Here is a 14031-nt window from a genome sequence, read left to right as displayed (position 1 = left end):
GGAACCGATCCCCCGTACGGGAGAATCGACCCAGTTGGGCCCGCCCGTCGCCCCCCACCACCCCATTCGGGCCCTATGGGCGCACCCTTTTCTTCAACCACGGGGAGGAACCGTGTCCGGATTCGTAGAAAAACCCGAGCCGATCCAGGTTCCGGGCCTGGTGCACCTGCACACCGGCAAGGTGCGAGAGCTGTACCAGAACGAGGCGGGCGACCTCGTGATGGTCGCCAGCGACCGCCTGTCCGCCTACGACTGGGTGCTGCCGACCGAGATCCCCGACAAGGGCCGCGTCCTCACCCAGCTCTCCCTGTGGTGGTTCGATCAGATCGCCGACCTGATCCCCAACCACGTCCTGAGCACCGACCTGCCCGCCGGCGCCCCCGCCGACTGGGCCGGCCGCACGCTGATCTGCAAGTCGCTCCAGATGGTCCCGGTGGAGTGCGTGGCCCGCGGCTACCTCACCGGCTCGGGCCTGGTCGAGTACAACGAGTCCCGCACGGTCTGCGGCCTCGCCCTCCCCGAGGGCCTGGTCGACGGCAGCGAACTCCCCGCCTCGATCTTCACCCCGGCCACCAAGGCCGCGGTCGGCGAGCACGACGAGAACGTCTCCTACGAGGAGGTCGCCCGCCAGGTCGGCGCGGAGACCGCCGCCCAGCTGCGTCAGGCCACCCTCGCCGTCTACTCGCGCGGCCGGGACATCGCCCGGGACCGCGGGGTCATCCTCGCTGACACCAAGTTCGAGTTCGGCTTCGAAGGGGAGACCCTGGTCCTCGCGGACGAGATCCTCACCCCGGACTCCTCCCGCTTCTGGCCGGCCGACCAGTGGCAGCCGGGCCGCCCGCAGCCGTCGTACGACAAGCAGTACGTCCGTGACTGGCTGACCTCGCCCGAGTCCGGCTGGGACCGGAAGAGCGAGCTGCCCCCGCCGCCGCTGCCCGAGGAGGTCGTGGAGGCGACACGGGCGAAGTACCTGGAGGCGTACGAGCGCCTGACGGGCATGACCTGGAGCTGACCGCGCCGCGCGCGAGAGGCCCCGGCGAGAGCCGGGGCCTCTTCCGAACCCGCGCGTCACGCGACGCACGACGAAGGCCCCGGTCGCGATGACCGGGGCCTTCGAACAACGAGCGGACGACCAGGTTCGAACTGGCGACCTCAACCTTGGCAAGGTTGCGCTCTACCAACTGAGCTACGTCCGCAGTGCGCCGTGGCGCGAGAGCAACTATACCCAACCCCGCTCGCGTGCGAGCCGCACCGCCGAGTGACGGTTTTCCGCCCCGAGCTTCGAGACGGCCGACGACAGATAGTTCCGCACGGTCCCCTGCGACAACGCGGCCCGCTCGGCGATCTCCGCGACCGGCGCCCCGTCGGCTGCGAGCTCCAGCACCTCCGCCTCCCTGGCGGTCAGCGGCGAGTTCCCGGCGGAGATCGCGTCGGCGGCCAACTCGGGGTCGACGTAGCGGTTTCCCCCGTGCACCGTGCGGATGATCTCCGCGAGGCGCTGGGCGCTGACGGTCTTCGGGACGAATCCGCGCACCCCCGCCTCCAGGGCCCGCTTCAGATGCCCGGGCCGCCCGTGACTGGTCACGATCAGCACCCGGCAGTCGGGCAGCTCGGTCCGCAGGGATGTGGCGACCTTCACACCGTCCGCCCCCGGCATCTGCAGATCGAGTACGGCGACGTCGACCTTGTGCGCCAACGCCATCGCCAGCGCTTCCGGCCCGGAGGCCGCCTCGGCCACGACCAGCAGATCGTCCTCCAGGGACAGCAGCGCGGCGAGCGCACCCCGGATCAGATGTTCGTCGTCGGCGAGCAGAAGCCGTACGGGAGCAGTCATCTCGTGACCTCCCTCAGACCGGCCTTACCACTTACGGCCACCGCGTCACTTACAGCCACCGCGTCACTCACACTCGCCGTGTCACTCACACTCGCCGTGTCGCTCACGCCCCTCGTCGCCGTCAGCGGCACCTCCGCCACCACCCGGAACCCGCCGTCCTCGGTGAACCCCGCCTCCAGGGCCCCGTCCACCGCCGCCAGCCGCTCCCGCAACCCCGCCAGCCCCGACCCACCGCTCCCGTCGGAGGCCCGCGCCCTGTCGTTCTCCACGGTCATCACCACCCGCCGGTCCGTCGCCCGCCCCTCAGCCGACGGCCCCTGAGCCACCCGCCCCTCAGCCACCACGCATCCCTCCACCACCCGCACCACCACCACGCACCGCTCCGCATCCCCATGCCGCAGCACGTTGGTCGTGGCCTCCCGCACCACCCACCCCAGCGCCGACTGCACCTCGGCCGGGAGGTCGGACGCCTCGCCGCCGGTCACCTCGCACCGGATCCCCGCCGCCGTCAACACCCCCTGCGCACCGGCGAGTTCGACCCCGAGGTCGGCCTCCCGGTACCCCCGTACGACATCCCGCACCTCGCGCTGCGACTCCCGCGCGATGCGCTGCACCTCGATCATCTGCTCCACGGCCTCGGCCCGTCCGCGCCGCGCCAACTGGACGGCCAGCTCGCTCTTCAGCGCGATCACGGCGAGGTTGCGTCCCATCACGTCGTGCAGATCCCGCCCGAACCGCAGCCGCTCCTCGGCGACGGCGAGCCGGGCCCGGGTCTCGCGGGCCGCGTCGAGCTCGTAGACGGCGTCGAGGAGCCAGACGGAGAAGACGGCGGAGAAGGCCAGTGCCCCGGCGCCGAACAGCACCATGAGCGCCGAGAGGAGCGCGGTGGGGCCGGGCAGACCCATGGGGAAGGCCACGACGGCGGAGCCCGCCGCGAAGCCCCCGACGATCGCGAAGACGCGCCGCCGGTTGCGGACACCGAGCGAGATGAAGCCGGCGCCGAAGATCAGGACCAGGCTGTAGAACGTGCCCGTCGCGTTGTCGACGTGCTCACCCTCCGGCCCGCGCTCCGCGATGCCGATCGCGGCCACCGCGAGCACCGCGGTGACGGAGGACAACAGCCACAGCAATCGCACGGGCTGCGCGCGACGGCCCCGCGTCCAGTCCAGCGCCCGGGACGCGGTCACCCCGCAGAGCACGGTGTGCACACCCGCCGACACCAGCAGCGTCGCCGCCAGCCACCCGTTCACCTGGCCCAGGATCGCGAGCCCGGCCGTGGCGCCCTCCAGCATCGCGAAGAAGTGGAACGACCACCGTGTGTACGTCTCCACCTTCGCCGGTGTGTTCTTGCGCCGCCACCAGCCGCTCGGCCCCCGCATCCGCTGTCCCCGTCCCTTCCACGCACTCGCACTGGCACTCGTACGCGCACTCGCACTCGCACCGTGGCTCAGCGCCTCGGCTCCCACCGGAACCACCGTCCTACAGCAAACACGCCGAACGCGGTCCAGGCCAGGGCCGTCAGCACCGGTCCCACCGCCTCGTAGACCGACAGCTCACCGCTCCACCCGCCGCGCACGAGTGTGATCACCGGGGTCAGCGGCAGCAGTTCGAGCACCGTCGCCACCCGGTCGGGCATCAGCTCCAGCGGGACGGTGATCCCGGAGCCGACCATCGAGATCATCATCAACGGCAGCGCGGTGACCTGCGCGCTCTCCACCGTGCGGGTGAAGCTCGCCGTCACGGCGGCCAGCGACGCGCACATCACCAGGCCCAACAGCACGCCGATGACGGCCAGATGGGGTGCCTCGGGAGCCGGCAGGCCGAGCAGCGCGGCACAGCCCGCCGCCAGGATCAGGGACTGGACCAACCCGGTGCCAAGGGACGGCAGCGCGGCCCCGGCCAGGATCTCCCGGTCCCGCAGCTCACCGGTGCGCAGCCGCTTCAGGACCAGTTCCTCGCGCCGCCCGACGAAGACGCCGATGGGCGCCGAGTACACCGCGAACAGCAGCGAGAAGCCGACGGCTCCCGGCAGCAGGACCAGCCCGACGCTGAGGCCGGTGTCCGCGAGGTCCATGTCCTCGACCACCGACCGCACGCTGAACGGCAGCACCAGCGGCACGAAGACGGCCGCGACGATCATGCCCTTGCTACGTCCGAACAGGGTCAGCTCGGCCCGCGCGAGGGCCCCCACACGCCCCCTCGCCGTGGTGACGGTCCCGCTGCTCATACCGCGTACTCCTCGGCAGTCTCGGAAACGTCCGCGGAACCATCGGCATCGGCATCGGCATCGGCATCGGCCTCGCCCGAACCGGCCGCCTCCCGCGCGATCCCCAGGAACGCCTCCTCCAGCGACGCCGACCGCACATCGAGCCGCCGCAGCTCCACCCCCGCCTCGGCGGCCCACACCAGCAGCCCGGTGGCCGCCCGCTGAAGCGCCCGGGTCCGCAGCCGTACGGTGCTCCCCACGACCTCGTGCCCGCACACCTCCAGCTCGCCGAGCGGCGGCAGGTCCCCCAGGAAGTACCCGTAGGGCAGTTCGAAGGAGATCCGGGACGGCTGCGCGGCGGTCACCTCGGCCGGTGTCCCGGCGGCCGCGATGCGACCCGAGTGAAGGATCGCCAGCCGGTCGGCGAGCCCTTCGGCCTCCTCCAGGTAGTGCGTGGTGAGCAGCACGGTCGTACCGCTGTCGCGCAGCGCGCGCACCAACTCCCAGGTCTCCCGGCGCCCTTCGGCGTCCAGCCCGGTCGTCGGCTCGTCCAGGAACAGCACCTCGGGCCGGCCGAGCAGCGCGAGCGCCAGGTCCAGGCGGCGCCGCTCGCCTCCGGACAACTGCTTCACGCGGACACCGGACCGCCGCTCCAGACCGACCAGTGCCAGCGCTTCCCGCGGCGGGCGTGCCCCGCTCACGCAGCCCGCCCACATCCGTGCGGTCTCCGCGACGGTCAGTTCGGAGGGAAAGCCGCCCTCCTGCAACATCACCCCGGTCCGGGGGCGTACGACGTCCCGCTCGGCGTAGGGATCGTGCCCGAGGACCCGTACCCGGCCCCCGGCCGGCCGTGCGAGCCCCTCCAGCAGTTCGACGGTGGACGTCTTTCCGGCTCCGTTGGTGCCGAGCAGTGCGAAGATCTCGCCGCGGCGCACGGAGAAGGTGATCCCGCGCACCGCTTCGAACCCGCCCCCGTACACACGCTTCAGGTCAGTGACCTCAATCACGTGTTCGTGTTCGTTGGTGTCCATGCCTCCAGCCTCCCGGCGATCCGGGACGGGTGGCAGTGCGGGCTGTCATCACCGCACATGACAAATGTCAGACGCTCGACGAAGAGCCCTGGAGGCCTCGGATCACCGGGAGGCGGACACACGAAGGACATGCAAAAGGCCCCGGTCCACTGGACCGGGGCCTTCAGAACTGAGCGGACGACCAGGTTCGAACTGGCGACCTCAACCTTGGCAAGGTTGCGCTCTACCAACTGAGCTACGTCCGCATTGCCTCCGACCGGCTCTCACCGATCGGCGCGAGCACCAGCCTACCTGATCCACAAGAGTGGCCGGACTGGTGGTGCAGAGCGGGTGACAGGAATTGCACACTGCGCCTTCCTCCTGGAAGGAGGATGTTCTGCTACTGAACTACACCCGCGTGTACTCCGTGGGCTGGGCTTTTCGGCCTTGCCCCTCGGCGTGCTCCAGACTCTAGCTGACCAGGTGGGGTGCAACGCAAGTCGGTTGCCCTCAGGGCCCGCTGACGGACTCTGAGGGCACCACACCGCACCGCACCGCGGCCGGCTGTCACCTCGCGGCGGCGAACGCCTCGTAGACCTTCTTCGGGATGCGCCCGCGCGCCGGGACGTCCATCTTGTTCGCCTGTGCCCAGGCCCGGACGGCCGCCGGGTCGGGCGCGATCTCCGTCTGCTTGTACGCCTTGCCGGACCTCGACCGCTTGCGGCCGGCGTCCACGTACGGCGCGAGCGCCTTACGCAGTTTCTTGGCATTGGCTGGGTTCAGGTCGATCTCGTACGACTTGCCGTCGAGTCCGAAGGCGATCGTTTCCGCCGCTTCCGAGCCGTCGATGTCGTCAAAGAGAGTGACCACGACCTTCTGCGCCACGAATATCGGTCCCTTCGTGCGGCATCTCTGGGATGACGTGCCAAGACGTCTGGGAGATGCCGACTGTCCGCCTGTTAATGGGCAAAGTATCGGCTATTGGCAATTCATTTGTACAGGGCCCGGCATTGCAATGTGAAGCCCGACTAAATCTGTCCGCGTGTCTCCAGCGCAATAGGTCCTGTGCATCGATCCGAGATCTTTCCCTGAACTTTTCGTGAAACCCCCGCTCTGATACCGGATCGTGACAGCCGTCACGTAGATTCCTACAACTCTACCCGCGTAGAAATTTTGTACGGGTAGTCTGAAGACACCTGCAGGAACCTGCTCAGCACCACAACACCGGGAGTGCCAGTGGCACGCGTCGTAGTCGACGTCATGCTCAAGCCGGAGATCCTCGACCCCCAGGGCCAGGCGGTGCAGCGCGCACTGCCGCGGCTGGGTTTCGAAGGGATCTCCGACGTACGTCAGGGAAAGCGATTCGAACTGGAAGTTGACGGACCGGTCGACGAGGCCGTGCTCGCCCGCATCCACGATCTTGCGGAATCCTTCCTCGCCAACACCGTGATCGAGGACTTCACCGTCAAGGTGGAGGAAGTCGCGGAGGCCGCGAAGTGACCGCTCGTATTGGCGTCGTCACTTTCCCGGGCAGCCTTGACGACCGGGACACGCAGCGCGCGATCCGCCTCGCGGGCGCCGAGCCGGTCGCCCTGTGGCACAAGGACAAGAACCTCCACCAGGTCGACGCCGTGGTGCTGTGCGGTGGTTTCTCCTACGGTGACTATCTGCGCGCCGGTGCCATCGCCCGCTTCTCGCCGGTGATGGAGCCCCTCATCGAGCAGACGAAGGCCGGACTGCCGGTCCTCGGCATCTGCAACGGCTTCCAGATCCTCACCGAGGCCCACCTCCTCCCGGGCGGGATGCTCGGCAACGACCACCTCCACTTCATCTGCCGCGACCAGAAGCTGCGGGTGGAGAACGCGGACACCGCCTGGACGACCGACTACACGGCCGGCCAGGAGATCGACATCCCGCTGAAGAACATGGACGGCCGGTACGTCGCCGACGAGTACACCCTCGACAAGCTGGAGGGCGAGGGCCGAGTCGCCTTCCGTTACGTCGCCCGCGGCGAGGCCGCTGATGGATACGGCAATCCGAACGGCTCGCTCCGCGACATCGCCGGCATCACCAACGAGGCCGGCAACGTCGTAGGCCTCATGCCGCACCCGGAGCACGCCGTCGAGCCCCTCATCGGCTCCGGCGGCACCGACGGCCTCCCCTTCTTCACCTCGATCCTCAAGAAGCTGGTCAACGCATGAGCCGGACGCCTCTGGACACGGTCGAGAACGCGGCCGCGACCCCCGACGTCGAGCTGCCCTGGGCCGAACTCGGACTGAAGAAGGACGAGTACGAGCGGGTCGTGGAGATCCTCGGCCGCCGCCCGACCGGCGCCGAGCTCGCCATGTACTCGGTCATGTGGTCCGAGCACTGCTCGTACAAGTCGTCGAAGGTGCACCTGCGCCAGTTCGGCGAGAAGGCCCCCCAGTCCGACGCGCTGCTCGTGGGCATCGGCGAGAACGCGGGCGTCGTCGACGTCGGTCAGGGCTACGCGGTCACCTTCAAGGTCGAGTCGCACAACCATCCGTCGTACGTGGAGCCGTACCAGGGCGCCGCGACCGGTGTCGGCGGTATCGTCCGCGACATCATCGCGATGGGCGCGCGGCCGGTCGCGGTCGTCGACCCGCTGCGCTTCGGCGCCGCCGACCACCCCGACACCAAGCGCGTGCTGCCGGGTGTCGTCGCGGGCATCGGCGGCTACGGCAACTGCCTGGGCCTGCCGAACATCGGCGGCGAGGTCGTCTTCGACGCCTGCTACCAGGGCAACCCGCTGGTCAACGCCGGTGCCATCGGTGTGATGCGACACGAGGACATCCACCTCGCGAAGGCGTCCGGCGCGGGCAACAAGGTCATCCTGTACGGGGCCCGCACGGGCGGTGACGGCATCGGCGGCGCGTCCATCCTGGCGAGCGAGACCTTCGACGACGCCAAGCCGTCGAAGCGTCCCGCGGTCCAGGTCGGCGACCCCTTCCAGGAGAAGCTCCTCATCGAGTGCACCCTGGAGGCCTTCCAGGAGAAGCTCGTCGTCGGCATCCAGGACCTGGGCGCGGCCGGTCTGTCGTGTGCCACCTCCGAGCTCGCCTCCAACGGCTCCGGCGGCATGCGCGTGACCCTGGACGACGTACCGCTGCGCGACTCGACGCTCTCGCCCGAGGAAATCCTCATGAGCGAGTCGCAGGAACGCATGTGCGCGGTCGTCGAGCCGGAGAAGGTCGACCGGTTCCTGGAGATCTGCGACAAGTGGGACGTCATCGCCACCGTCATCGGTGAGGTGACCGACGGCGACCGCCTGGAGATCTACTGGCACGGCGGCAAGATCGTCGACGTCGACCCGCGCACGGTGGCGCACGACGGCCCGGTCTACGAGCGCCCGTACGCCCGCCCCCAGTGGCAGGACGCCCTTCAGGCGGACGACGCCGGAAAGCTTGCCCGGCCCGCGAGTTCGGCGGAGCTGAAGGACCAGGTCCTGAGGCTGGTGTCGTCTCCCAACCAGGCCTCCAAGAAGTGGATCACCTCGCAGTACGACCACTTCGTACAGGGCAACACGGTGCTGGCCCAGCCCGAGGACTCGGGCATGATCCGCATCGACGAGGTGACCGGCCTCGGCGTCGCCATCGCGACGGACGGCAACGGCCGGTACGCCAAGCTCGACCCGTACGCGGGCGCGCAGCTGGCCCTCGCCGAGGCCTATCGCAACGTGGCGACGACCGGTGCCAAGCCGCTCGCGGTCTCCGACTGTCTGAACTTCGGTTCGCCCGAGGACCCCGCGGTGATGTGGCAGTTCGCGGAGGCCATCCGCGGTCTCGCCGACGCCTGCCAGCAGCTCGGCACCCCGGTGACCGGCGGCAACGTCTCCCTGTACAACCAGACGGGCGACGTGGCCATCCACCCGACCCCGGTGGTCGCGGTCCTCGGCGTCATCGACGACGTGGCCCGGCGCACCCCGGTCGCCTTCCAGGAGGAGGGCCAGCTGCTGTACCTCCTCGGCGACACGCATGCGGAGTTCGGCGGTTCGGCCTGGTCGCAGGTCATCCACGACCACCTCGGCGGCCTGCCGCCCAAGGTCGACCTGGAGCGCGAGCGTCTGCTGGCCGAGATCCTGATCTCCGCCTCCCGCGACGGCATGATCGACTCCGCGCACGACCTGTCCGACGGCGGTCTGATCCAGGCCGTGGTCGAGTCGGCGCTGCTCGGCGGCAAGGGCGCACGGCTGATCGTGCCGGACGGTCTCGACGCGTTCACCTACCTCTTCTCGGAGTCGGCGGGCCGCGCGGTCGTTGCCGTCCCGCGTTCGGAAGAGGTCCGCTTCAACGACATGTGCGGTGCGCGGGGTCTGCCCGTCACCCGCATCGGTGTCGTCGACGGCGACTCCGTCGAGGTCCAGGGCGAGTTCGCGCTCTCCCTGGAGGACCTGCGCACGGCACACGAGGAGACCATCCCGGCGCTGCTGGCGTAGGCGGCTCCACGCGCGGAGGGCCTCACGGCCCCGGCCTCACCGCGAAGAAGGCCCCGCCCGGGCCAGAAGTCCGGGCGGGGCCTTCGTCATGCCGGGATCGGGCAGGTGCGGGGCGAGCAGCGCGGCGAAGATCATCAGAACCGCCTCGCTCCAGAAGACCACCTCGGTCGCCGCGACCGTCACCGGTGCCGTCCGGCTGCCGACCGGGGAGGGCAGGGCATCGGCGTCCCCCACGACCACGAGATCTTCGACGCCCCCGTGACCACGTCCCGATCCGCCTAGGCTGCCCCCATGCCCCCGGCCAAGAAGCGTGCGCGTACCTACGACCCCGGCAGGATCCGCACGGCGGTGCTCACCCAGTTCGGGACCGTACGACAGGCCGTACGCACCCTCACCCCCGAGCAACTCGCCCTGCCCACCCGGCTCGGCGACTGGACCGTACGGGACCTGGTCGCGCACATCGGGATGGTCCTCGGCGCAGTCGACCGGCTGCTCGGCGAGCCCGAGCCGGAGTCGGAGCGGCGGGCCGGCGCCCTGCTCGGCTGGCCGCACGCGATCCGCGCCGACGCCGCGGACATCGCAGCCCACGCCCACGACCTCGCCGAGCGCAATCCCGACCTCGACGCCCACCTCGCCGACGTGGAGCACCGCTTCACCGCCCGCCTCGACGAGAATCCCGGCACCCGCCTGCTCGCCACCAGCGCCGGCGCCCTGTCGCTCGACGACTACCTCGTCACCCGCACCGTCGAGCTCGTCGTCCACACCGACGACCTGAACGCCGCCGTGCCCGGCCTCGACCTCCCGTACGACCGCCAGGCCCTCGCCGCCTGCACCCGCCTCCTCGCAGACACGCTCGCCGCGAAGGCGCCCGGCGGCTCCACCGAGGTGCGGATCCCGCCGTATGCCGTGGTGCAGTGCGTCGAAGGTCCCAGGCACACCCGCGGCACCCCGCCCAACGTCGTCGAGACCGACCCGCTGACCTGGATCCGGCTCGCCTGCGGGCGGTCGACCTGGAAGGACGCGGTCGGGGAGGCGAAGGTCAGCGCGAGCGGAGAGCGGGCCGACCTCGGCGGATTGCTGCCGTTGCTGGGCTGAGTCCGGAACCGGAGGGGGCCGGAGTGGAACCGATCACCCCGTATGTCCCGTCGAAGCGACATGTACCGGCAGAAGCAGCGACTGATCAAGCCCCTGATCACGACGGCCGCCGTGGCCCTTCTCCCCCTCGCGGCGGCCTGCGGCAACGAGAAGGCGGGCAGCGGCGGCGAACAGACCGGCAGCGGCGCGGTCGGTGCCGAACAGCCCGTCACCGACGTGCGCTGGAACATCGACAGCGTCACCACCGACGGCAAGACGCTCAAGGCCGAGGGGGACGCCCACCTCGTCATCGACAAGAAGACCGGCAAGCTCGGCGGCCGGCTCGGCTGCAACCACGTCAACGCGAAGGCCACCGTCCGCGACGGACATATCACCCTGGGCGCCCCGGCCACCACCCGAATGATGTGCGACGCCTCACTCATGAAGACGGAACGGGCCCTGCTGAGCCTCTTCGACGGGCAGGTCAGTTACCGGGTCGACCAGGAAACTCTCACGCTGACCAGCGCAAACGGCACAAGTGTGCGGGCGGTCGCCGCCGAGTGATCCCAAGTGGCCGACGATTCTGGAGCATTCCCCAATTCGGACCAGTGGTCGATCTCGCCTACACTCGGTGGCGTGCCACGTGGTGACGGTCGACTCAGTCATGATCTGCTCCCCGGTGAGAAGGGCCCCCAGGACGCCTGCGGCGTCTTCGGTGTCTGGGCTCCGGGTGAAGAGGTCGCCAAGCTCACTTACTTCGGGCTCTACGCCCTGCAGCATCGAGGTCAGGAATCCGCGGGAATCGCGGTCAGCAACGGTTCCCAGATCCTCGTCTTCAAGGACATGGGCCTGGTGTCCCAGGTCTTCGACGAGACCTCGCTCGGTTCGCTCCTGGGTCATATCGCGGTCGGTCACGCCCGCTACTCGACCACCGGTGCCTCCGTGTGGGAGAACGCTCAGCCGACGTTCCGGGCCACCGCGCACGGTTCCATCGCGCTCGGCCACAACGGCAACCTGGTCAACACGGCGCAGCTCGCCGAGATGGTCGCCGACCTCCCGAAGGACACCAACGGTCGCTCGACCCGTGTCGCGGCCACCAACGACACCGACCTGCTCACCGCGCTCCTCGCGGCCCAGGTCGACGACGACGGCAAGCCGCTGACCATCGAGGAGGCCTCCGCGAGGGTCCTCCCCCAGGTCAGGGGCGCCTTCAGCCTCGTCTTCATGGACGAGCACACCCTCTACGCGGCCCGTGACCCGCAGGGCATCCGTCCGCTGGTCCTCGGTCGACTGGAGCGTGGCTGGGTGGTCGCCTCCGAGTCCGCCGCGCTCGACATCTGCGGCGCCGCCTACGTCCGCGAGATCGAGCCGGGCGAGTTCATCGCCATCGACGAGAACGGCCTGCGCACCTCCCGATTCGCGGATGCGAAGCCCAAGGGCTGTGTCTTCGAGTATGTGTACCTGGCCCGCCCCGACACCGACATCGCCGGGCGGAACGTGTACCTGTCCCGCGTGGAGATGGGCCGCAAGCTCGCCAAGGAAGCCCCGGCCGACGCCGACCTGGTCATAGCGACTCCGGAGTCCGGCACCCCCGCCGCCATCGGCTACGCGGAAGCCTCGGGCATCCCCTTCGGCGCCGGGCTGGTCAAGAACGCGTACGTGGGCCGGACCTTCATCCAGCCTTCACAGACCATTCGCCAGCTGGGTATCCGGCTGAAGCTCAATCCGCTGAAGGAAGTCATCAAGGGCAGGCGGCTGGTCGTCGTCGACGACTCGATCGTGCGCGGCAACACCCAGCGCGCCCTGGTCCGCATGCTCCGCGAGGCGGGCGCGGCGGAGGTCCACATCCGGATCTCCTCGCCGCCCGTGAAGTGGCCCTGCTTCTTCGGCATAGATTTCGCCACCCGCGCCGAGCTCATCGGCAACGGCATGACCATCGACGAGATCGGCACCTCCCTGGGCGCCGACTCCCTGGCGTACATCTCCATCGACGGCATGATCGAGGCGACCACCATCGCCAAGCCGAACCTGTGCCGCGCCTGCTTCGACGGCGAGTACCCGATGGATCTCCCGGACCCCGAGCTGCTCGGCAAGCAGCTCCTGGAGACCGAGCTGGCCGCCGGGCCCGCCGCCACGGCCGCGGCCGACGCGATCCGTCGTCCGTAGACAGCCCGTATCACCAGCAGACGACCGCAGTACGACCGCCGTACGACTGCGACGACGACTGCAATACGACACGAAAGTTCTCACCGTCATGTCTGAGACAACTGGTGCCAGCTACGCAGCAGCGTCCTACAAAACAGCAGGTGTCGACATCGAAGCGGGCGACCGCGCCGTCGAGTTGATGAAGGAGTGGGTGAAGAAGACGCAGCGCCCCGAGGTCCTCGGCGGCCTCGGCGGTTTCGCCGGTCTCTTCGACGCCTCCGCCCTCAAGGGCTACGAGCGCCCGCTGCTCGCCTCCGCGACCGACGGCGTCGGCACCAAGGTCGACATCGCGCGCCAACTGGGCGTCTACGACACCATCGGCCACGACCTGGTCGCGATGGTCATGGACGACATCGTGGTGTGCGGTGCCGAGCCGCTGTTCATGACCGACTACATCTGCGTCGGCAAGGTCCACCCCGAGCGGGTCGCCGCCATCGTCAAGGGCATCGCCGAGGGCTGTGTACTGGCCGGCTGCGCCCTGGTGGGAGGCGAGACGGCCGAGCACCCCGGCCTGCTGGGCCCGGACGATTTCGATGTCGCCGGCGCCGGTACGGGCGTGGTGGAGGCCGACCGCCTGCTGGGCCCGGATCGCATCCGTACGGGCGACGCGGTCATCGCCATGGCCGCCTCCGGTCTTCACTCGAACGGGTACTCGCTCGTCCGGCATGTGCTGCTGGAGCAGGCCGGTCTCGCGCTGGACGCGCGGGTCGAGGAGTTCGGCCGCACGCTGGGCGAGGAGCTCCTGGAGCCCACCAAGATCTACTCGCTGGACTGCCTGGCCCTCACCCGGACCACGGACGTGCACGCCTTCAGCCACGTCACGGGCGGCGGGCTCGCCGCCAACCTGGCCCGTGTGATCCCCGACACGCTGCACGCGATCGTCGACCGCTCCACCTGGACCCCGGCGCCGGTGTTCGACCTCGTCGGCAGGACCGGTCAGGTCGAGCGCCTGGAGCTGGAGAAGACCCTGAACATGGGCGTCGGCATGATCGCGATCGTGCCCGAGGAGTCGGCGGACGTGGCCCTGGCCACCCTGGCCGACCGCGGGGTCGACGCATGGGTGGCCGGCGAGGTCACGGACCGCGGCGATCACACCACGGGTGCGGAACTGGTCGGCACGTATTCAATCTAAGAGCGTCTCCGCTTCAGTCAGCGCCGCTTCAGTGAGCGACTCCGCGCGATCTCTACGACGCCTGGCCTTGCGGCCTGGCCTGACGAGGGCAGAGCAAAACCCGGTCCGGCGGCG

Annotated in this window: 14 protein-coding genes and 3 tRNA genes; 8 read left to right on the top strand and 9 right to left on the bottom strand. The window is 69.6% G+C overall.

The window, feature by feature from the left end; translation table 11 throughout:
• Positions 1-112 precede the first annotated feature (112 nt).
• Positions 113-1012, top strand: coding sequence for a phosphoribosylaminoimidazolesuccinocarboxamide synthase (locus tag AB0H86_RS03190; RefSeq protein ID WP_362432336.1), 900 nt, complete (start codon positions 113-115; stop codon positions 1010-1012).
• A 111-nt stretch (positions 1013-1123) separates the two neighbouring features.
• Here the strand turns inward: AB0H86_RS03190 and AB0H86_RS03185 are convergent.
• From AB0H86_RS03185 to AB0H86_RS03150, 8 genes are all read right to left on the bottom strand, one after another.
• Positions 1124-1196, bottom strand: a tRNA-Gly gene (locus AB0H86_RS03185).
• Positions 1197-1219: 23 nt separating this feature from the next.
• Positions 1220-1834 (bottom strand): response regulator transcription factor, encoded by a 615-nt coding sequence (locus tag AB0H86_RS03180; protein ID WP_362432335.1) that lies wholly within the window; start codon positions 1832-1834, stop codon positions 1220-1222.
• Positions 1831-3213, bottom strand: a complete 1383-nt coding sequence (locus AB0H86_RS03175; protein ID WP_362432333.1) for a histidine kinase — start codon at positions 3211-3213, stop codon at positions 1831-1833. Before AB0H86_RS03175 ends, AB0H86_RS03180 begins: the two co-directional genes overlap by 4 nt.
• 68 nt (positions 3214-3281) lie before the next feature.
• Complete coding sequence (locus AB0H86_RS03170) at positions 3282-4061, bottom strand: ABC transporter permease (RefSeq protein WP_362432330.1); 780 nt, start codon at positions 4059-4061, stop codon at positions 3282-3284.
• Positions 4058-5071, bottom strand: coding sequence for an ABC transporter ATP-binding protein (locus tag AB0H86_RS03165; RefSeq protein WP_362432328.1), 1014 nt, complete (start codon positions 5069-5071; stop codon positions 4058-4060). The genes AB0H86_RS03170 and AB0H86_RS03165 overlap by 4 nt, the downstream gene beginning before the upstream one ends.
• Positions 5072-5243: 172 nt before the next feature.
• Positions 5244-5316, bottom strand: a tRNA-Gly gene (locus AB0H86_RS03160).
• Between the two features lie 80 nt (positions 5317-5396).
• Positions 5397-5468 (bottom strand) — tRNA-Gly (locus tag AB0H86_RS03155).
• Between the two features lie 149 nt (positions 5469-5617).
• Entirely contained in the window at positions 5618-5935 is a 318-nt protein-coding gene (locus AB0H86_RS03150; RefSeq protein WP_362432326.1) for an Lsr2 family protein, read from the bottom strand.
• Positions 5936-6286: 351 nt separating this feature from the next.
• Between AB0H86_RS03150 and purS the strand changes: the two genes are divergently transcribed.
• The 3 genes from purS to purL are packed head-to-tail and all read left to right on the top strand — an operon-like array spanning position 6287 to position 9506.
• Positions 6287-6550, top strand: a complete 264-nt coding sequence (gene purS / locus AB0H86_RS03145) for a phosphoribosylformylglycinamidine synthase subunit PurS (protein ID WP_020124274.1) — start codon at positions 6287-6289, stop codon at positions 6548-6550.
• Positions 6547-7251, top strand: coding sequence for a phosphoribosylformylglycinamidine synthase subunit PurQ (gene purQ / locus AB0H86_RS03140; protein WP_362432323.1), 705 nt, complete (start codon positions 6547-6549; stop codon positions 7249-7251). The genes purS and purQ overlap by 4 nt, the downstream gene beginning before the upstream one ends.
• On the top strand, positions 7248-9506 hold the full coding sequence (gene purL / locus AB0H86_RS03135) for a phosphoribosylformylglycinamidine synthase subunit PurL (RefSeq protein ID WP_362432321.1): 2259 nt from the start codon (positions 7248-7250) through the stop codon (positions 9504-9506). Before purQ ends, purL begins: the two co-directional genes overlap by 4 nt.
• A gap of 36 nt (positions 9507-9542) precedes the next feature.
• On the opposite strand, the gene AB0H86_RS03130 is transcribed toward purL, so the two are convergent.
• Positions 9543-9740 carry a hypothetical protein gene (locus tag AB0H86_RS03130; RefSeq protein WP_362432319.1) on the bottom strand — a complete coding sequence of 66 codons (198 nt, stop codon included), beginning with the start codon at positions 9738-9740 and terminating at the stop codon, positions 9543-9545.
• Positions 9741-9797: 57 nt separating this feature from the next.
• On the opposite strand from AB0H86_RS03130, the gene AB0H86_RS03125 reads away from it, so the two are divergent.
• The 4 genes from AB0H86_RS03125 to purM all read left to right on the top strand — a co-directional run bounded on the left by AB0H86_RS03125 (position 9798) and on the right by purM (position 13917).
• The gene (locus tag AB0H86_RS03125) at positions 9798-10601 is read left to right on the top strand and encodes a sterol carrier family protein (RefSeq protein ID WP_362432316.1); all 804 of its coding nucleotides are present in this window, start codon (positions 9798-9800) and stop codon (positions 10599-10601) included.
• A 60-nt stretch (positions 10602-10661) separates the two neighbouring features.
• The gene (locus tag AB0H86_RS03120) at positions 10662-11144 is read left to right on the top strand and encodes an META domain-containing protein (protein WP_362433624.1); all 483 of its coding nucleotides are present in this window, start codon (positions 10662-10664) and stop codon (positions 11142-11144) included.
• Positions 11145-11216: 72 nt separating this feature from the next.
• Complete coding sequence (gene purF / locus AB0H86_RS03115) at positions 11217-12746, top strand: amidophosphoribosyltransferase (RefSeq protein ID WP_362432314.1); 1530 nt, start codon at positions 11217-11219, stop codon at positions 12744-12746.
• An 88-nt stretch (positions 12747-12834) separates the two neighbouring features.
• Complete coding sequence (gene purM / locus AB0H86_RS03110) at positions 12835-13917, top strand: phosphoribosylformylglycinamidine cyclo-ligase (RefSeq protein WP_362432312.1); 1083 nt, start codon at positions 12835-12837, stop codon at positions 13915-13917.
• Positions 13918-14031: the final 114 nt, after the last annotated feature.

The sequence above is a fragment of the Streptomyces sp. NPDC050997 genome, from assembly GCF_040660135.1.
Taxonomy (GTDB): domain Bacteria; phylum Actinomycetota; class Actinomycetes; order Streptomycetales; family Streptomycetaceae; genus Streptomyces.
The sequence above is the reverse complement of the archived record's forward strand: the minus strand, read 5'-3'. Positions and strand labels throughout refer to the sequence as shown.